Source organism: Caulobacter hibisci, from assembly GCF_016135805.1.
Lineage (GTDB): Bacteria > Pseudomonadota > Alphaproteobacteria > Caulobacterales > Caulobacteraceae > Caulobacter > Caulobacter hibisci.
In genome coordinates this window covers 1-19503 of the sequence record NZ_JADWOX010000026.1, presented here as the reverse complement: position 1 = coordinate 19503, position 19503 = coordinate 1, and the positions used below count along the sequence as shown (strand labels likewise).

The window sequence follows — 19503 nt, the reverse complement described above, 5'->3', positions numbered from 1 at the left end:
AGCCGAACGCGTCGCGTGACGCGATCTGACGTCCCTGCGGTTCAAGAACGGCCCGCCAAGACGGGCCTGGCAGGTGTCAAAGTGCGGCAGTCGATCAACAAAGCGCGGGCCATCCGCAACTCGGTCTCGCTCACGGTGCTCGCGCTGGCGGTCGGCCTCAGCGCCCCGGTGGCGCAGGCCCGGCAGATCACCCGGGGCGGCGGCGATGGCGCCGGCTTCGGCTCCTTCACGCCCCAGGGCGGCATCGCCGGCGGCGCCGGCGGCGCCTCCGGCTCTGGAAGCTATGGCGGGGCGGCGGCCGCCACGCCGACCGGCTCGGCCGAGGCAGGGGCCAACGGCAGCCAGGCCGGAGGGCAGCCCGGGGCGCTGAACGATCTCTCGGCCGGCGGCGGCGGCGGCGGCGCCACCGGCCTTGGCGGCGACGGCGGCCTTGGCTGGCAGCTTGCTTCGACCGGCGCCATCTCGTTGGCCGTCGACTTCGCCGGGACGGACGGCGCTAACGGCGGCGCCAACGCGGCCGGCGGCGGCGGCGGCGGGGGGCTCGTGCTGACGGGCGCGAACGTGCGGCTGTCGACCGCGGGCTATGACATCACGGGGGGCGACGGCGGCGAGGGCAACGCTGGCGGCGGCGGCGGCGGTGGCGGCGGCGGCGTCGGGCTGGTGCTGCTGAACGGCGGCTCGGTGACCGTGGACGGCGGCGCGGGCGGTGCGGCCAGCGCCATCACGGGCGGCGCGGGCAGCTCGCTCGGCAATGGTGGCGCGGGCCTCTTCCTCTACAACGGCGGTTCGCTGAACGTCCAAAGCGGCGCGATCACGGGCGGGGCCGGGGGCACTTTCGCCAGTTGGGGCGGGGCGGGCGCGGCCGGCGTGCTCAGCAATCTTGGAACCATCGTCAACGCGGGGACGATCGTCGGCGGCGAGGGCGGCTACGGCTACTCGAACGGCGGGGCGGCCGGCATCGGCGTGATCGCCTGGGGCGGCACGATCGAGAACAGCGCGACCGGCGTCATCGCCGGCGGCGTCGGCGGGCAAGGGAACGGCAACTTCAGCGGGATGTATTCCGGCGCCGGCGGGGCGGGCATCGTCTTCACGGGCGGCCAGCCGGGGCTGCTGGTCAACGCCGGAACGATCCAGGGCGGGGCGGGCGGCCAGGCCTCCAACGCGATCCGGCGGGGCGCCGGCGGCAGGGGCGTGGTCGGCGCCAGCACGGGCTCCACGACCATCATCAATTCGGGCACGATCATCGGCGGCGTCAGCGTAAGCTCCCAGCGCGCCTATGCGATCGAGCTGTTCGGCAGCGACAACCGCCTGGAGCTCCACGCCGGCTCGTGGATCCGGGACGTCGTGGCAGTGACCGGCGGCGTCGCCAACAACGTGCTGGCCCTGGGCGGCGCGGACGACGACACCTTCGACGCCACGCATATCGGGTCTGACGGGTCCTATGACGGCTACGGCTATATGGGCTTCGACACCTTCGAGAAGCTGGGCGCCAGCACCTGGACCCTGACCGGTACGGGTAACCAGACCTGGTCGGTGCTGGAAGGCGTACTGAAGGGCGACAGCAACAGTCTGGCCGGCAGCGTGGTCTTCGGGACCGGCGCCGGCAGTCGGGGCGTCGTCTTCGACCAGGCGTTCGACGGGGTCTATCGCGGCCAGATGTCTAGCGGCGGCGCTGTAACCAAGACGGGCGCCGGAACCCTGACGCTGACCGGCGAGTCCGCCTCGAACTGGACGATTTCGGGCGGCGGTGTGATCGCTTCGGCCGGCCTGTTCGGCAACGACGCCACGATCGGCGCCGGCGCTTTCCTGACACTCGATCAGAGCAGGAACGGAACCTATGATTTCGTGCTTTCGGGCGCGGGCGACTTCCGAAAGGCTGGCGTCGGGAAGCTGATCCTGACCGAAGACTCTTCGGCCTTCACCGGTGCGACCACGGTTGGCGCCGGGATCCTGTCGGTCAACGGCTCCCTGGCAGGTTCGACGGTCACCGTCGCTTCCGGTGCGACGCTGGGCGGCACGGGCACGGTGGGCGATACCACCATCCTGAGCGGCGGCCATCTGGCGGCCGGCAACTCCGTTGGCTCGCTGTCGATCGCCGGCGACCTGACCCTGGCCTCGGGCTCCAGCCTCGACATCGAGCTGGGCGCGCCGGGGGCGTCTTCGGCCTCGCCCGGCGTCAGCGATCGGCTGATCGTCAGCGGCGACCTGGCGCTCAACGGCGTGGTCAATCTCGCGCAGAGCGCGGACTCGGCCGACGGCGTGGCCGGCATCGGCTACTACCGCCTGATCACCTATGGGGGCGCCCTGACCTCCAACACGGCGACGATCAACTCCACGCTGTCGCTGAGCAATGTGAGCTACGCGCTGCAGGCCGGCAGCGGCCGGGTCGACCTGTACATCAGTAACGCCCTCATTCCCGGTGACGATACCCTGCAGCACTGGCAGGGCGGCGACGGCGTCTGGAGCGCGACGAGCACGCAATGGCTGAACGACGGCGGCAACACCCCGGCGGCCTGGGCGAGCAAGTACGCGATCTTCAAGGACGCCGGCGCCTTCACGGGCGGCGCCGTCACGGTCGACGGCGCGCAGAGCTTCATCGGCCTCCAGTTCGTCGACGAGGGCTATGAGCTGACCGGAGCCGGCCAACTGGCCGCCTCGGGCACAAGCGAGATCCGCGTTCTGGCCGACACCGCCACGATCGGCGTTGCGATCACCGGCTCGGGCCTCGTCGCCAAGACCCAGGCCGGCACGCTGATCCTGACCGGCGCCAATACCTATACCGGCGGGACGTCGATCCAGGCGGGCACGCTGCAGATCGGCGACGGCGGGACTTCGGGCTCGATCGTCGGCAATGTCGGCAACCGGGGCGTGCTGGTCTTCAACCGGTCGGACGACATCACCTTCGCCGGTAGGATCTCCGGCTCGGGCGCGTTGCGCATCCTGGACGGCGGCGTGACCTTCACCGCCGACCACATCTATGCCGGCGGCACGACTATCGCTTCGGGCGCGCAGCTGAACCTCGGCGCCGGCGGCACGAGCGGCTTGATCGGCGACGTGGTCGCCAACGGCGCCTTGCTGTTCGACCGCTCCGACAGCTTCAACTTCGACGGCCTGATCAGCGGCTCGGGCGTGGTCCGCCAGGTCGGTTCGGGCAAGCTGGTCCTGACCGGCGACTCTTCGGCCTTCACCGGTGCGACGTCCGTCGAGGCGGGAACCCTGACGGTCAACGGCTCCCTGGTCGGCTCGACGCTCACCGTCGCCTCCGGCGCGACGCTGGGCGGCGCGGGCACGGTGGGCGACACCACCATCCAGAGCGGCGGCCATCTGGCGCCCGGCTCCGGGGAAGCCATCGGATCTGTCGCCACCCTATCGATCGCGGGTGACCTTACCCTGGCGTCCGGCTCCAACCTTGATATCCAGCTGGTCGCGCCGGGCGCGTCGTCGGCCTCGCCCGGAGTCAGCGACCGTCTGGTCGTCAGCGGCGACCTGGCGCTGGACGGCGTGGTCAATCTCTCGCAGAGCCCCGCCATGGCGGCGGGCCTGGGATACTATCGCCTCATCACCTACGGCGGGGCTCTGACCTCCAACACGGCGACGATCAACTCCACCCTGTCGCTGAGCAATGTGGACTACACGCTGCAGGCGGGCGGCGGCCGGGTCGACCTGCTGATCAGCACCACGCTCATTCCCGGCGACGACACCCTGCAGCACTGGCAGGGCGGTGACGGCGTCTGGAACGCGGCCAACACCCAATGGCTGAACCAGGGCGGCAACACCCCGGCCGCCTGGGCGGGCAACTACGCCGTCTTCAAGGACGCCGGCGCGTTTGCCGGCGGCGAGATCACGGTGGAGGGCGCGCAGAGCTTCCTGGGCCTGCAGTTCGTCGACGAGGGTTATGAACTGAACGGGAGCGGCCAGCTCACCACTGTCGCGACGGGGAGCGAGATCCGCGTCCTGGCCGACGTCGCCAAGATCGGCGCGGCGATCACCGGCGTGGCCGGGATCACCAAGACCGAGGCCGGCACGCTGGTGCTGACCGGGACCAACACCTATGCCGGCGGCACCTCCATTCAGGCGGGTACGCTCCAGATCGGTGATGGCGGGACTTCGGGTTCCATCGTCGGCGACGTCGCCAACAGCGGCGTGCTGGCCTTCGACCGGTCGGACGCCATCACCTTTGGCGGTCTGGTTTCCGGTTCGGGCGCTGTGCGCATCCTAGATGGCGGCGTCACCTTCACCGCCAACAACAGCTATGTCGGCGGCACGACGATCGCCTCCGGCGCGCAGCTGAAGCTGGGCGCCGGCGGAACCACGGGTTCGATCGTCGGTAACGTCGCCAACAGCGGCGCGCTGGTGTTCGACCGTTCGGACAGCCTGACCTACGCCGGCGCCATCAGCGGCTCCGGACAGCTTCGTCAGGTCGGCGCGGGCAAGACCGAACTGACCGGGACCTCCAGCGGCTTCACCGGCTCGACCACGGTCGAGCGGGGCACGCTGGCGGTGAACGGCGGGCTCGGCGGAACCCTGGACGTCTGGTCCGGCGCCCGCCTGCAGGGCGTCGGCACGGTGGGGACCACCGTCGTGTCGGGCACGATCGCGCCCGGCAATTCGATCGGCGCGCTGACCGTCGCCGGCGGCGTCACCTTCAAGCCGGGCTCGGTCTTCGAGGTCGAGGCCAACGCGGCGGGGCAGTCGGACAAGATCCTCGCCTCCGGCGTGGCCACGATCCAGGGCGGGACCGTCCAGGTGCTGGCGGGCGCTGGAAACTACAAGCCGCAGACGAGCTACCTGATCCTGCATGCCGACGGCGGCCTCGCGGCCGGCGGCAAGTTCGACGGCGTCACCTCGAACCTGGCCTTCCTGGACCCCTCGCTCAGCTATGACGGCTCGAACGTCTATCTGCGCCTGCGCCGCAACGACATCAGCTTCACAGACATCGGCGTGACCCCCAACCAGGTCGCGGCGGGGGCGGGCGCCGAAAGCCTGGGCTGGGACAACCCGGTGTTCGACACCGTGGTCAACCTCTCGACCGAGCAGGCGCGCGGGGCTTTCGACCAGCTGGCCGGTTCGGACTACGCCAGCCTGCGCGGTTCGCTGATCCAGGACAGCCGCTTCGTGCGCGACGCGATCCTGGCGCGGGGCGACCTGGCCGGCGTCGAGGGGCCCTCGGCCTGGGGGCAGATCTTCGGCGACTGGGGCTCCATGAAGGGCGACGGCAATGCGCAAAGCTACGACCGCGACATCCAGGGCCTGCTGACCGGCGTCGATAGCGCCTTCGGCGAGCATGTGCGCGTCGGCGTCGCGGCGGGCTACAGCACGAGCGACCTGAAGACCGCCAACGCCAAGCACGACGTCGAGACCCTTCATATAGGCGGCCATCTGCTGGCGGAGCGCGGCGGACTGTCGGTCCAGCTGGGCGGCGCCTATGCCTGGAACGAGGTCAAGGCCGCGCGTCGGGTCGCCTTCGGAACCTTCGCCGAGACCCTGTCGAGCGACTATTCGGCCCACACCTACCAGGCGTTCGGCGAAGTCGCCTTCAAGCACGAGGTCGCCGGTACGACGCTGCAACCATTCGCGGGTCTGGCCTATGTCGCGCTGACCAACGCCGGCGTGAGCGAGCAGGGCGGCAGCGCCGCGCTGCATGGCGGCGGCGGCGACGAGCACCTGGCTTATGGCTCGGTGGGCGTGCGCCTGAAGAGCGACCTGACCGCCGGGAAGCTTGGCCTGCGCCTCAACGGTTCGGCCGCGCTGCGCCATGCGTTCGGCGACCGCGCGCCGAGCATCGACCTGGCCTTCACCGGCGCGCCATCGTTCGCGATCGTCGGCGCTCCGATCGACGAGGACAGCCTCGCCGTCAAGCTGGGCCTGGAAGCCGACCTCGGTCGAAGCGCCGTGCTGGGCGTGACCTATTCCGGGGATTACGGCGACCGCTCGACCAACCACGGCGCGCGCGCGCAACTCAGCTGGAGGTTCTGATCGGCGGGCCTCGGCACGATCGACGACGCACACGTTCTGGCGCGTTCGACCAGCGGCGCCGTCAACGTCGGATTGGCGATCACTCAAGGCACGGACGCCGCCAGCGGCGACGTCACCATCCAGGCGGGAACGACCGCGACCCTCGGCTCGGGGGGACGCCAGCCGCGATCTGAAAGTCTCCGGCGCCGCCGCCGCGATCACGACCGGCTCGGCGGCGCGCGATATCAGCGTCACCGCCACCAGCGGCGCGGCGACCGTCACGACGTCGGCCACGGCCGAGGACGATGTCATCATCAACGCAAACGGCGACGTCCTCGCCAGCGGAGCGACCCTGAAAGGGACGGGCGCAGGCAGCGTGGGCGCCTCGGGTTCTATTGAGGCTCCTACGTCTATGTCTCGTCGGCGACGGGGGCGGCCAATGTCGGCGCGGCCATCACCGAAGGAACCGGCACGGCGGCCGGCGACGTGGTGGTCTCCGCCAGCACCAGCGCCACACTCGGTTCGGGCAGCGCCAGCCGGGACCTGAAGGTCTACGGCGCGACGAGCAGCCTGACGATCGGCTCGGCGGCGCGCGACCTCTTCGTCGTCACGTCCGCCACGGCCGGCGATGCCGTCGAGATCACGGCCACCAGCGACATCCTGGCCAGCGCCGCGACGCTGAAGTCGACCGGCGTCGGCGCCGCCGACGACGCCCACGTGCTGGCGAAATCGACCAACGGCGCGGTCAATGTCGGCTCCGGGGTCACCGAGGGCGCGGGCGTGGCTGCTGGCGACGTCACCTTCGACGCAGGCGACACCATCACCGCGGGCTCCACCCTGGCGACGCGCGACGTCAAAGCGGTCGCGGCGGGCGACATCGACCTGGCGTCGGCGACCTCCGCCCGCGACATCTCCGTCACCTCCAACGGCGGTCAGGCGATCCTGCGCAAGGCGGTGCTGACCGGTTCGGGGACCGGTCATGACCTGTCGATCACGGCCTCCGGGAACGCGGTGCTGGGCGATCCAGACTATGCGGCGATCACGACGGCCAACCTCTTCAGCCCCACCGGCGGCAATACGGGCACGGCCAGCGTCAAGTCGACGGGCGGCGACGCCGTGGTCAACATCGACTCCGCCAGCAACGGCATAGCCCTGGTCGCCTCGGCGATCGCGGGCAATGTCACCGGGCTGCAGAAGACCGGCGACCTGGTGATCGACGAGTTGGCGGCCTACAACATCACGCTCGAGGCCATGGGCGGGACGCTGGACGTCAGCGCCATCAGCAGCGGCGGCGACTACACGGTCACCGCCCAGGGCTTCGTGGGCGACGCCCTCGCGCCGTATCCGTATTTCGGCGACCTGCTCGACGTCACCATCACCGACACCCTGGGCGACCTCGACCTGGGGACCCTCAGCCTGCATGCCGGCCACAAGCTGACCATCACCGCCCAGAACGGCGCGGTGACAGGCCTGGGCCAGCTCGACGCCGGTACGGGGATCGGCGACGGCGAGGTCGAGGTGACCGCAGCCGGCATCACGCTCGACACGGTGCAAAGCGACGCCAGCGATATCTATATCGAGGCCAACAGCGGCCAACTGGGCGCACTGGACGCGGCGTCCGCCAGGTTAGGGCGATCCAATGTGGGCGGCATGTCGGTCGCCTCGGCCACCGGCGCGAACCTGATCGACGTCTTTCTGCCAACGGCCCGGCCAAGTTGGGGGCGGCGGTCCTCACTGGAACTGGCGCCAACAGCCTGACGGTGCACACCGCCAATAGCGACGTGGTGCTGGGCGCGGCGACGCCGGGCGCGATCACCTCCGCCAACATCATCACCTCGGCGCGCGCCAGCACGATCGTCGAGGCCACCGCCCCATTGGGCTATTTCGACGTCAATCTGGACCACACCACCACGGCCCACCTGACGACCATCGAAGCGCGGGGCGCGACCGCGGGAACGGGCATCGTCCTGCTGGGCGCCAACGAAGTCTCGTACCTGGACGCGATCAGCGCCACGGCCGGCGGTTTCGCCTTCCACGACACCCTGGCCTTCGACCTCTACGGCCCGATCACCGCGACCGGCCAGACGGTGGACCTGCGTTCGGCCCACGCCATCGGCCCGGTCTCGACGGGGATCATCGCCGCCCAGACCCTGACCGGGTCGTCGGTCGGCGGGGCCAATTTCGGCGCCGCCAACCAGGTGGTGCAGCTAGGCGACTTCACCAACACCGGCGGCCTGCTGAAGCTGCTCGACGATCGCTCGCTGACCATCACCGAGATCGTGCTGAGCATGGGGACGCTGGCCCTGACCTCGCATGCCGGCATGACCTTCGCCAGCACGGGCAAGGTGACGGCCGACGGGGCGGGCGACGCGATCGTGCTGGCCTCCGACGGAACCTTCACCAATGCGCGCGGCGCCGACGCGGTGACCGCCAGCAACGCTGTCGGCCGCTGGCTGATCTACCCCCAGGCGGTCGGCAATGCGTCCGGCTCGACCGCGGCCAACAGCTTCAACGGCCTGGTGGGCAAGAGCTTCTACGGTTCGGCCATTTCGACCCGACCCTGACCTATCGCATCACGGTGGGAGACCTGGTGGCGGGCGACGCCTTCACGGGCGGCCTGGCCCGCGACGCCGGCGAGACGGCCGGCGCCTATGCGATCACGCGCGGGACCCTGGCCCTGTCGGCGAACTACGACCTGACCTTCACGGGCGCGCGGTTCACGATCGATCCGCTGCCGCCGGCCGAGCAGAACGGCTCGACGACGCTGAAGCACCTGAACGCCTCGCCCGACTTCACCCTGGACTGGGACCCCGAGCCCAAGCTGGAAGCCCTGGGCGCGGCCTGTTCCGGCGAAGGCTGCCCGTCGCAACTGGCGACGGTCGCGTTGCTGCACTAGCGACGCCGGTGGGTCGGGTCCGGCGTCAGCTCGACTCGTCGGGGCCGTAGTCGGTCGAGGCGCTGAGCGCGGCCCAGTGCTCCAGCTCCGCCAGTCGGCGCTGGTCGGCCGAGCGGATGGCGGCGACGGCGTCGCTGCCGAGGGCCAGCCGCAGCGGCGGCCGGTCCATGGCCGCCAGCCGCAGCAACGCCTGGGCGGCCCGGCGAGGATCGCCCGGCTGCCGGCCGTCATAGTGCGCCTGCCGCCGGGCCGCCTCGCCGACCACGGCGTCGTACTCGGCCCGTCCGGCGTCCAGGCGGGTCGAGGCGCCGGCGAAGTCGGTGCGGAAGCCGCCGGGCTCGACGATGGTGACCTTGACCCCGACCAGCGCCATCTCCTGGGCGAGGACCTCGGAGAACCCCTCGACGGCCCATTTGGCGGCCGAATAGGCGGCCCGGCCGGGCGCGCCGAGCCGGCCGCCCACCGACGAGAGCTGGATGAAGTGACCGGCGCGCTGTTCGCGCATCGCCGGGATCGCCGCCTTGGTGACGATGATCGTCCCGAACAGGTTGGCGTCGATCTGCCGGCGGAAGTCGTCCAGCGCGGTGTCCTCCACCGCGCCGATGTCGCCATAGCCGGCGTTGTTGACCACCACGTCCAGGCCGCCGAAGGCGTCCACGGCCTCGGCGACGGCCCGCCGGGCCGCCTCCGGGTCGGTGACGTCGAGGGCGGCCGGCCGAACGGCGTCGCCATGCCGCTCCGCCAGAGCGTCCAGAGCGCGGGGATCGCGGGCCGTGGCCAGCACCCGATGCCCGGCCGCCAGGGCGGCCTCGGCCAGGGCTCGGCCAAGGCCCCGCGAGGATCCGGTGATCAGCCATCTCTGCGACATCGTCGTCTCCTTCGGCTTTGGAGCGTTCAGCGGGCGCCGGCGGCGGCGGCTTCGATCACGGCCGAGACCGTGTGAGGGTGCGAGATCATCACCACGTGCGATGCGCCCGGCACAGTCACCACCTGGCGGGCGTTGGCGCGCTCGGCCATCCACTTCATGGCCGCGGGCGGGATGTTGCGGTCGGCCTCGCCGTAGACCCACCACGAGGGAATGGTCTTCCAGCTTGTCGCGACTGCCTTCTCGCCGCCGGCGGCCTCGGCCAGGGGGCGCTGGGCGATCGCCATCAGCCGGGCCTTGGCCAGGGGCACGTCGGCGGCGAACTGGGCCGGGAACCTGTCTTGCCTGATGTAGAGGTCGTGGCCGCCGCCGGGCAGGTCGACCGGCTTGTCGAGGGCCGCGGGCAGGGTGGAGCCGGGGAACTTGCCCGCCAGCTCGAAGGTGCTCTCGCCGGCCTCGGGGGCGAAGGCGGAGACATAGACCAGGGCCTCGACATTGGCCGCGCCGTCGGCCGCCGCCGAGATCACCGTGCCGCCGTAGGAGTGGCCGACCAGGACCACCGGCCCCGGGATCGACTGGACGACCGCCTTCACGGCGGCCGCATCGCTGGCCGCGCCGCGCAGCGGATTGGCGGCCGCCACCACGTGATAGCCGTCGCGGGTCAGGTCGGCGATCACCCCGTCCCAGCTTCTGGAATCGGCGAAGGCGCCGTGCACGAGCACGACGGTGGGCTTGCTATGGTCGGGGGTGGCATGGGCGCTGGCCGTACCCAGCAGGCCGAGCGCGCAGGCGACGGCGAGAATGGTCTTGGACATCGAAAATCTCCTTGAAAGGGAAGGGCTAGCCGAAGGTGAAGACGTAGGCGCGGACGCCTGGGTCGAGGAATTCGATCTCGAAGGTGCGGTCGGCGACCGGGCGGGACTGGCGGACCAGCTGGTGCATGCGCGGCTCGCGGACGACGCCCGAACCGTCGGGAGCCACGTCCCAGCCGTGATCGGCGCCCGGTGGCGCGCCGTCGATCCGGACGCGGTAGCGGACCGGCCGCTCGGGCGTGTCGGGTGCCAGCACCATGTGCAGGTCGCGGGCGTGGAAGCGGTGGGCGATCCGTCCCGCGACCGCGCCGACGGCGAATTCCTCGCCCGCCGTCCAGCCGCCCGTCAGGCGCCAGCGGTTCAGCGCCAGACGATCCGGGGCGCGATAGAGGTGCTCGACGTCGCGCCTGAAGCCGCCGGGCGAGGCAAAGGCGTCGGCCTGGCCGTAACCGATATAGGTCTCGCCCGAGCCGAGGCTGTCCCAGTCGGCGGCGGCTTCGGGGCCGCTGCCGGAGATCGTCGACAAGGGGCTTGCCACCACCGGTCCCGGCGTCTGCGACAGCAGAGCCTGGATCCGGCGCTCGGAGGCGTCGTAGCCGCCTTCGCCATCGACATGGCCGTACAGCCGGCCGTCCGCGCCGAAGAAGTGGAAGGCGGGCCAGGCATTGTTGCCGAATGCGCTCCAGATCCGCCGATCGCCGTCCAGCACCACCGGAAAGCCGACGTCGAGATCGCGCACCGACTGACGCACGTTGGCCGGGTCCCGCTCGAACCGGAATTCGGGCGTGTGTACGCCGATCACCACGAGGCCCCGGTCGCGGTAACGCGCCTGCCAGGCCCGCAGGTAGGGCAGCACCCGCAGGCTGTTGATGCAGGAATAGGTCCAGAAGCAGACCACCACGACCTTGCCGCGTAGCGCCGCCGCGTCGAGCGGCGGACTGTTCAGCCAGGGTCCGGACAGACGCAGCCCGTCCAGCGGCGGCGTGGGCTGGAGCACCCGCGCCAGGGCCTGGCGGGCCTGGGGCACGGCCAAGGCCCCGCCCAGCGCCACGGGGATCAGCCCCGCCGCCACGGCTTTCAGCCACGTCCGCCGATCGGGATCAGACGAGGTTGAGGACGACATCGATATTACCCTGCAAGGCCTTGGAATAGGGACAGGTGCGGTGGGCCGCCTCGACGACCTGCTGGGCGATGTCGGGCGCGAGGCCCGGCGTCGAGACGTTCATCCGGGCGGCCAGGAAATAGCCCGCCCCGTCGGTATTGAGGTCGATCTCGGCGTCGATGGCCACCTCGGTCAGGGTGACGCCCATCTGCCGCGCGGCGATCGCCATCGCGCCCTGGAAGCAGGCCGACCAGCCGGCGGCGAGCAGTTGCTCGGGATTGGTCCCGCCGCCCGGGCCGCCCGGGGTGGAGAGCTTGATGTCCAGGCGTCCGTCGGCGCTGCGGGCGGCGCCTTCGCGCCCGCCGACGACGTGGACCTTGCCGGTATAGAGGGTCTGGGCTTGGGTCATGGGGTCTCGTCCTTTCGGGTTGGGATCAGCGGAGCGTGCGGAAGGCCGCGCGGACTTCCTGGGCGAACGGCGCCGGCTGCTCCCAGGCGGCGAAGTGCCCGCCGTTCGAGGCCTCGTTGAAGTAGATGAGGTCGCTGTAGCAGCGCTCGGCCCAGCTCCTGGGCGCGCAGTAGATTTCGCCGGGAAAGACCGTGACCGCGACGGGCGTATCGATGACGCCGCGGGCGTTGAAGTTGTTGGTGTGGTCTTCCCAATAGATCCGGGCGGCCGAGGCCCCCGTGCCGGTCAGCCAGTAGAGCGCGATGTCGTCGACCATCTCTTCGCGGGTCAGCACCCGCTCGGGATCGCCGCCGCTGTAGGTCCAGGTCTGGAACTTCTCGTACATCCAGGCGGCCATGCCGACCGGCGAGTCCACCAGAGAATAGCCGATGGTCTGGGGGCGGGTGTTCATCATCTGCGCGTAGCCGGCGCTGTCGCGATAGAAGGCCTCCAGCTGGCCGAAGGCCTTGCGCTCCTGGGGTGACAGGTCGGCCGGGGCCGGATCGCCGGCGGCCAGGATCCTGACGATCTCGGCCGGTACGGTGGCGGGCATGTTGAGGTGGACGCCCAGCAGCCCCGGGACCTTCTGCAACGCCATGCGCTGGGAGATCACCGAGCCGCAGTCGCCGCCCTGCGAGACGTAGCGTTCGTAGCCCAGGCGGCGCATCAGCGTCGCCCAGGCCCGGCCGGTGCGATCCGAGCCCCAGCCGACCGTGGTCGGCTTGGCCGAGAAGCCGAAGCCCGGGATCGACGGGATCACCAGGTGGAAGGCGTCCTCGGCCTTGCCGCCGTGGGCGGTGGGATCGCTGAGCGGGCCGATCACCTTGAGGAACTCCAGGATCGAGCCCGGCCAGCCATGGGTCATGATCATCGGCAGGGCGTTGGCATGGCGCGAGCGGACGTGGATGAACTGGATGTCCAGTCCGTCGATCTGGGTGACGAACATCGGCAAGGCGTTCAGCCGCGCCTCGATCTTGCGCCAGTCGTAACCGTCGCCCCAGTAGCGCATCAGCGCCTGCAGCTTGGCCCGCTGCACGCCCTGGCTGGCGTCGGCGACCGGTTCGGCGTCGGCCCAGCGGGTCTCGCGCACCCGCCGGCGCATGTCGGCCAGGGCGCTGTCGGGGATCGCCGCCTTGAACGGACGGACGGCGTCGCCGGTCGGCGTTGCGCTGGTCTCGGCCGCCGCGAGGCTCGCCGTCAGGACCAGGCCGATGCCGCCGAGTATGTGGCGTCGCGTCGCCGGGAGGGCGGCGGGCAGGGAAGGTATGGACACGGTGTTCTCCGCTTTCGAGAGGCCGGAACTTGTCGGGCTGGGGCTGGCGACGGCCGGGGCGGCGGTCGCCTTGTCTGGAGCTAGGCCGCGCTAGGGCGCGTAGCGGGTGAAGACGTAGTCGCGGTCCTTCACGCGGGCGGCGTGGCAGGCGAAGCAGGTCTCGTGCTGGGCCTGATCGACCGGCCGGCCGTCGACGAAGCGGCCGAAGCCCCAGCCGCCGGTGGCGGCGTAGCGTCGGCTGTCCTTGATCATCACCTGCACCGTGGTCGCGGCGCCGGGGATCGAGGCCGGCGGGAAGTCGGGCGAGGGCGTGTGCTTCCAGGCCAGCTTGACCAGCACCGTGCCGTCCGGAAAAGCGCGCGCGCCGATTCGGTAGGCCTTCAGGGCCTTGCGATTGCCGACCACGGCGCGCAGCTCGTCCAGCGGCGCGGCCTCCTGGGCCGGCGCGACCAGGGTCCAGTCGCGATAGCCGGCGGGGATGCGCACGCCGTAGATCGGCGAGGCGTCGGACGGTGTCGGTCCCGCGGCCCAGCACAGGCCCGCGACCGTCATGGCGCCGGCGCCGGCGACCAGTAGAAGACTTGGGATTTTCATCACGGACGCCGCCTACAGCCGATCGACGTCGAGCACGGCCTGAGCGAAGGCGGCCGGGGCCTCCTGCGGCAGGTTGTGGCCGATGCCGCCGGTGATCAGGCGATGCGTGTAGGGGCCCTTGAACCTGCCGGCATAGGCGGCCGGATCGGGGTGCGGCGCGCCATTGGCGTCGCCTTCCAGGGTGATCGCCGGGATCGTGATCGGCGGGCTGGCGGCGAGCCTGGCCTCCAGGTCGTCGTAGCGTCGCTCGCCATCGGCCAGGCCCAGCCGCCAGCGGTAGTTGTGGACCACGATGTCGACGTGGTCGGGATTGGCGAACGAGGCGGCGGTGCGGGCGAAGGTGGCGTCGTCGAAGGTCCAGCGCGGCGAGGCCAGGGTCCAGATCAGCCGGTTGAAAGCCTCGGTGTTGGCGGCGTAGCCGGCGCGGCCGCGCTCGGTGGCGAAGTAGAACTGGTACCACCATTGCAGTTCGGCCTGCGGCGGCAGGGGCGCGCGGTTGGCCTGCTGGCTGCCGATCAGATAGCCGCTGACCGAGACCAGGGCCTTGCAGCGCTCGGGCCAAAGGGCGGCCATGATGTCGGCGGTGCGCGCGCCCCAGTCGAAGCCGGCGACGATGGCGCGCTTGATCTCCAGGGCGTCCAGCAGGGCGATGGCGTCCTGGGCCAGGGCGGCCTGCTGGCCGTTGCGCGCCGTGGCGGCCGACAGGAAGCGGGTCGTTCCGTGGCCGCGCAGGTGCGGGACGATCACCCGGTATCCCCGGGCGGCCAGGCGTGGGGCGACCTCGGCGAAGGCGTGGATGTCGTAGGGCCAGCCGTGCAGCAGCAGAACGGCGGGGCCGTCGGCCGGCCCGGTCTCGACATAGCCGACTTCCAGCAGGCCGGCGGCGATCTGCTTGACCGGCCCGAACGTGGCGGGGACGGCGGCGCGAGCGGCTCCAGCCAGCGGGGCGAGGGCGGTGACGAGGGCGGCCGCGCCGAGAAGGCGACGACGGCTCTGGTCGATGGGGGCGGCGGACATGGCGCGGGTCCTTCGGCTGTTGGTGACCGAAGACTAGGCGCGGTCGGGCTCGGCCGGCTGTTAGCGGGTGTGAGCGGCGGTGAGCGCTCGCCAGGGCCTTTTCCAACGGCAGGACCGCGCTTGGGTTCGGCCCCGCGAAATCACGCCGCCTCACAGCCGCTAACGGGCGGTCGCGGCGATCGGCGCCATGCTCGCGCCGGACGGCTTGAGAGCGAGACGACATGACCGGCAGAGCCAGCCCCGACCCCAGCCCCGACCTGTGTCCCGAACGCCAGCGGGCGCTGGTGAAGGTCCGCGACGCCGAGAACGCTTCCAACCTGCGGGACTTCGAAGGCGCGGTGCTGCACAACAGCATCGACTGCCAGTGGCGCAGCCGCGCGGACTATTTCTGGGGCCGCGAGCAGATCCGCGCCTATCTCGCCCGCAGGTGGCGGCGGGAAACCGAGCGCCGGGTGATCACCGAGCTTTGGGCCGCCGAGGCGAACCGCCTCGCGCTGCGCTTCGTCGCCGAGTTCCGCGACGACGGCGGCGACTGGCGGCGGGCGCACGGCGCCGAAAACTGGGAGCTGAACGCCGGCGGCCTGATCCGACGCCGCTTCACCAGCGTCAACGAGCAGCCCATCCAGGAGCACGAGCGGGTCCTGCGCTGGCCGGCCGGCGTCCGGCCCGACGATCATCCGGCGCTGTCGGACCTCGGACTCTAGTCCAGGGCCGGCTTCGGGGCGATCGCCGCCAGGTCCTTGCCGCGGGTCTCGGGGATCAGCGCCGTCGCCGCCAGCACCAGGACATAGGCGATCGTGGCGTAGAGCCCGATCGCATGGGCCAGGCTGGTCTTGTCGATGCGCAGACCGATCAGGGCCGGCGCGAAGCCGGCGACGCCCCGCCCGATATTGTAGCAGAAGCCCAGGCCCGCCCCCCGGATCTCGGTCGGAAAGAGCTCGGTCAGCACCGGCCCGATGGCGCTGAACATGCCCAGGGCGAAGACCCCGAGTGGAAAGCTCAGCACCAGCAGCGCCGTGTCGCTGACCGGCAGGGCCGTGCTGGCCAGCACGGTGATGGCCGCGCCCAGCGCGAAGCCGGCCAGGGTGGCCCTGCGGCCGACGACGTCGCCCAGCCAGGCGCCGGCCAGATAGCCCAGCAGCGATCCGGCGACGATGACGCCGAAATAGACGCTGGTCAGGGTGGCGGAGAAGCCGCGCTCGGCGTGCAGCATCGAGGGCCACCAGGTCGCGATTGACCAGTAGCCGCCGTGCATGCCGGCCGCCAGCAGGCTGGCGCGCAGGGTGATCGAGCGCTGTCCGGGGGCGAAGATGGCGGTCCAGCCGGCGGCCTTGCGTCCAGTCAGGAAGGTCTCGGAATCGCGCATCCGGACGCGGACCAGATAGATGACGACCATCGGCGCCAGGCCGACGACGAAGGTCAGTCGCCAGCCCAGGTCCGGCGGCGTCAGGGCCAGGGCCGCGGCCGAGATCAGCGCCGCCAGGCCCCAGCCCAGCGCCCAGGCGCTCTGCACCGCGCCGACCGCGCGACCGCGAACGCCGGGCGACACCATCTCGGCGACGAACACAGCGCCGGCCGCCCACTCGGCGCCGAAGCCCAGCCCTTGCAGGGCGCGGGCGACCAGCAGCTGGTCGAAGTTCCGGGCCAGGCCGCAGAGGCAGGTCGATACGCCCAGCCAGAGGATCGTCGCCGTCAGCACTCTGACCCGGCCCAGCCGGTCCGAGAGCGCGCCCGCCGCCCAGCCGCCGAGGGCCGAACAGGCCAGGGTCACCGACGCCAGCAGGCCCGCCTCGGCGTGGCTCAGTCCCCACAGCGCCAGCAGCGCCGGCATGACGAAGGCGTAGAGCTGCACGTCCATCGCATCGAGCCCGAAGCCGGCATAGGAGCTCCAGAAGGCGCGCCGGGCGTCTCCGCTGAGACCACGATACCAGTGAGGCGTCATGAGGCCGGTATGAGCATGGCGTTCGGCGCTGTTCTTGAACGTTTCCACCGCGTTTTTCGGCTCTATGGAAGAGCGAATAACGTCGGTCTTGCAGCGTCTCGCACGCGCTAACTTGCATGCGGGGTTCAGGTCCGACAGACGGAAACCAGCCGGCGACATTGCGTCAGCTTTGGACTATCCGGCCGCTGGCCGCCCCGTAATCTCAGGTGAGTCTAGGGCGATCGCGTCCGCAACATGCGACAGACCGTGGAAAACCTTGCTTCGAGCGTCATCAGCGTCGAGCCGCCCATCGGGGCGCGGCTGTCGTTCGGGCCTTTCGCCCTGACGCCGGGCGAGCGGCTGCTGACCCGTGACGGCGCGCCGCTGGAGATCGGCGGGCGAACGCTTGACCTGCTGTTGGCCCTGGTTGCCCAGCCCGGCCGGGTGCTCTCCAAGCGTGACTTGCTCAAGCGCGTCTGGCCCGATGTCGTCGTCGAGGACGCCAGCCTCCGGTTCCACATGGCCAATCTGCGCCGGATCCTGGGCGACGGCGAGGATGGCGCGCGGTTCATCGCCACCCAGGTGGGCGTCGGCTACGCCTTCGTCGCGCCTGTGCGGGGACTGTCCGCGCCGCCCGCCATCCCCGCGCCGCCGGCCAATATCGAGCCGGGGTCGGCCGGCCGGTTACCGGCGCGGCTCTCGCGGCTGATCGGGCGCGACGACGAGGTGCGGCTGCTGCTCGAGCGCATCGGCGACGGCCAGATCCTCACCGTCGTGGGGGCGGCGGGCGTGGGCAAGACCAGCCTGGCGATCGAGGCCGGCCACGCCCTTGCCGAGCGTTTCGCCGACGGGGCGAACTTCGTCGACCTCGCCGCGCTCGAGGACGGCGCGCTGGTCGCTTCGGCCATCGCCGGCGCCCTGGGCGTCGTCGTCCAGGCCGAGGACCCGCTGGCGGTCGTGCTGGGCCACCTGCGCGAGCAGCACCGCCTGCTGATCCTCGACAATTGCGAACACCTGGTCGACGCGGTTTCCGGCGTCGTCGAGCGGATCCGCGAGGCCGCGCCCCGGGTCGCCATCCTGGCCACCAGCCGCGAGCCGTTGCGGGTGCGCGGCGAACAGGTTCGTTGGCTGGCCTCGCTCGACTATCCCAACGAGACGGCGGAGCTGAGCCGCGAGGCGCTGCTGGCCTATCCGGCCGTCGAGCTGTTCCTGGCTCGCGCCGCGGCCGCGGGCGGCGCGCCCGCCGCCGATCTCGACACCGCCCGCGCGGTCGCCGACATCTGCCGTCGCCTGGACGGCATGGCCCTGCCGATCGAGCTGGCGGCCGTACGGGTGGCCGCCCACGGCGTCCAGGCCACCGCCCGCCTGCTGGGCGAGCGCTTCAGCCTGGCCTGGGTCGGCCGCCGCACGGCCCAGCCCCGGCAGCAGACGCTGCAGGCGACGCTCGACTGGAGCTACGACCTGCTCTCGGACGCCGAACGCCGGACGTTCGAGCGGCTTTCGGTGTTCCTCGGGCCGTTCTCGCTCGAAGCGGCGCTGGAGGTGATCGTCGGCGAGGATCTCTGCGTCGACGTCGCCGCCTCGGCCCTGGACGAGCTGATCGCCAAGTCGCTGGTCTCTCCCGACCGCTGGGGCGACGCGCGGGCCTATCGCCTGCTGGAGATGACCCGAGCCCATGCGCGCGCCAAGCTGTCGGCGCGGGGAGACGGGGAGGGCGCCGCCACCGCCCGTCGTCACGCGGTCCACGTGCTGGAAAGCCTGAAGGGCGCCGAAGACCGGCGCGCGGAGGACGCGGAGCGATGGGCCGCCGACCTCTCTTCGCAGCTCGGCAACATCCGCAGCGCGCTGGACTGGAGTTTCGGCGCCGACGGCGACCCCGACCTGGCCGCGCCCCTGGCCTCGGCCAGCGCCTCGGCCTTCCTCGACCTGTCCCTGCTGGTCGAGTGCCGGACCTGGTGCGCCCGGGCCGTGGCTGGCCTGCGCGAAGAGCACCGGGACGGCGCGATCGAGTTGGAGCTGCAGGCGGCGCTCGGGCTGTCGCTGATGTTCACGCGCGGCAACAGCGACGCGGCCGAAAAGGCGCTGCGCCGGGCCCTGGACCTGGCGACGCGGCTCGGCGACCAGTGGAACCAACTGCGCTTGCTGGGGCGCCTGCACATCTTTCATGAGCGGATCGGTGACTTCGAAACGGCCCTGGGCTGGGCGGCCATGGCCGTGGAGGTCGCCGACGCCATCGGCGAACCCGAAGCGATCGCCGTGGCCGCTTCGCTGTCGGGAGTCTCGCACCACCTGGCCGGCGATCAGACCCTGGCCCGGCGCGAGCTGGAGCAGGCCTTGCGGTCGAGCCCGCCTTCGGAACGCGGCCGCACGATCTATTACGGCTACGACCATCGCAATCGCTCCGGCATCGCCCTGGCCCGCACCCTGTGGCTGCAGGGCCATGCCGACCGCGCCCGCCGCATCGCCGCCGAGACGCTGCGCGAGGCCGGTCGCCTGGACCATCCGATCACCCATTGCATCGCCCTGATCTGGACCCTCTCGGTGTCGCTGTGGGCTGGTGATCTGGATGAGACCGAGGCCGGGCTGAAGGCCTTCTCCAAGCTGGCCGCCGTCAACGCCT

At 71.2% G+C, this 19503-nt stretch carries 14 protein-coding genes; 6 read left to right on the top strand and 8 right to left on the bottom strand.

Annotated features, from left to right (window positions below; translation table 11 throughout):
* Positions 1-81 precede the first annotated feature (81 nt).
* The 4 genes from I4Q42_RS24015 (at position 82) to I4Q42_RS24000 (ending at position 8851) form a co-directional block, all read left to right on the top strand.
* Positions 82-5976 (top strand): autotransporter domain-containing protein, encoded by a 5895-nt coding sequence (locus I4Q42_RS24015; RefSeq protein ID WP_198578625.1) that lies wholly within the window; start codon positions 82-84, stop codon positions 5974-5976.
* Between the two features lie 465 nt (positions 5977-6441).
* Positions 6442-7713: a hypothetical protein gene (locus tag I4Q42_RS24010; protein WP_198578624.1), complete on the top strand. Its 1272-nt coding sequence runs from the start codon at positions 6442-6444 to the stop codon at positions 7711-7713.
* A 2-nt stretch (positions 7714-7715) separates the two neighbouring features.
* Complete coding sequence (locus tag I4Q42_RS24005; RefSeq protein WP_198578623.1) at positions 7716-8519, top strand: hypothetical protein; 804 nt, start codon at positions 7716-7718, stop codon at positions 8517-8519.
* A gap of 26 nt (positions 8520-8545) precedes the next feature.
* Positions 8546-8851 carry an MBG domain-containing protein gene (locus tag I4Q42_RS24000; protein ID WP_332873144.1) on the top strand — a complete coding sequence of 102 codons (306 nt, stop codon included), beginning with the start codon at positions 8546-8548 and terminating at the stop codon, positions 8849-8851.
* Between the two features lie 25 nt (positions 8852-8876).
* On the opposite strand, the gene I4Q42_RS23995 is transcribed toward I4Q42_RS24000, so the two are convergent.
* The 7 genes from I4Q42_RS23995 to I4Q42_RS23965 form a co-directional block, all read right to left on the bottom strand.
* On the bottom strand, positions 8877-9719 hold the full coding sequence (locus I4Q42_RS23995) for an oxidoreductase (protein WP_198578621.1): 843 nt from the start codon (positions 9717-9719) through the stop codon (positions 8877-8879).
* 26 nt (positions 9720-9745) lie between these two features.
* Positions 9746-10531 (bottom strand): alpha/beta fold hydrolase, encoded by a 786-nt coding sequence (locus I4Q42_RS23990; protein WP_198578620.1) that lies wholly within the window; start codon positions 10529-10531, stop codon positions 9746-9748.
* A 25-nt stretch (positions 10532-10556) separates the two neighbouring features.
* Entirely contained in the window at positions 10557-11651 is a 1095-nt protein-coding gene (locus I4Q42_RS23985) for a redoxin domain-containing protein (protein WP_198578619.1), read from the bottom strand.
* Complete coding sequence (locus I4Q42_RS23980) at positions 11629-12039, bottom strand: Ohr family peroxiredoxin (RefSeq protein WP_198578618.1); 411 nt, start codon at positions 12037-12039, stop codon at positions 11629-11631. Before I4Q42_RS23980 ends, I4Q42_RS23985 begins: the two co-directional genes overlap by 23 nt.
* 25 nt (positions 12040-12064) lie before the next feature.
* On the bottom strand, positions 12065-13351 hold the full coding sequence (locus I4Q42_RS23975; protein ID WP_332873143.1) for an epoxide hydrolase family protein: 1287 nt from the start codon (positions 13349-13351) through the stop codon (positions 12065-12067).
* Positions 13352-13441: 90 nt separating this feature from the next.
* Positions 13442-13945, bottom strand: coding sequence for a cytochrome P460 family protein (locus I4Q42_RS23970; protein WP_232793406.1), 504 nt, complete (start codon positions 13943-13945; stop codon positions 13442-13444).
* 12 nt (positions 13946-13957) lie between these two features.
* Positions 13958-14962: an alpha/beta fold hydrolase gene (locus tag I4Q42_RS23965; protein WP_198578617.1), complete on the bottom strand. Its 1005-nt coding sequence runs from the start codon at positions 14960-14962 to the stop codon at positions 13958-13960.
* Between the two features lie 221 nt (positions 14963-15183).
* On the opposite strand from I4Q42_RS23965, the gene I4Q42_RS23960 reads away from it, so the two are divergent.
* The gene (locus tag I4Q42_RS23960) at positions 15184-15666 is read left to right on the top strand and encodes a DUF1348 family protein (RefSeq protein WP_198578616.1); all 483 of its coding nucleotides are present in this window, start codon (positions 15184-15186) and stop codon (positions 15664-15666) included.
* Here I4Q42_RS23960 and I4Q42_RS23955 read toward each other — a convergent pair.
* Positions 15663-16952, bottom strand: coding sequence for an MFS transporter (locus I4Q42_RS23955; protein ID WP_198578615.1), 1290 nt, complete (start codon positions 16950-16952; stop codon positions 15663-15665). The genes I4Q42_RS23960 and I4Q42_RS23955 overlap by 4 nt on opposite strands.
* 186 nt (positions 16953-17138) lie before the next feature.
* Here I4Q42_RS23955 and I4Q42_RS23950 point away from each other — a divergent pair.
* Positions 17139-19503, top strand: a 2365-nt coding sequence (locus tag I4Q42_RS23950; protein WP_198578614.1) for an ATP-binding protein, incomplete at its 3' end; no start/stop codon positions are given.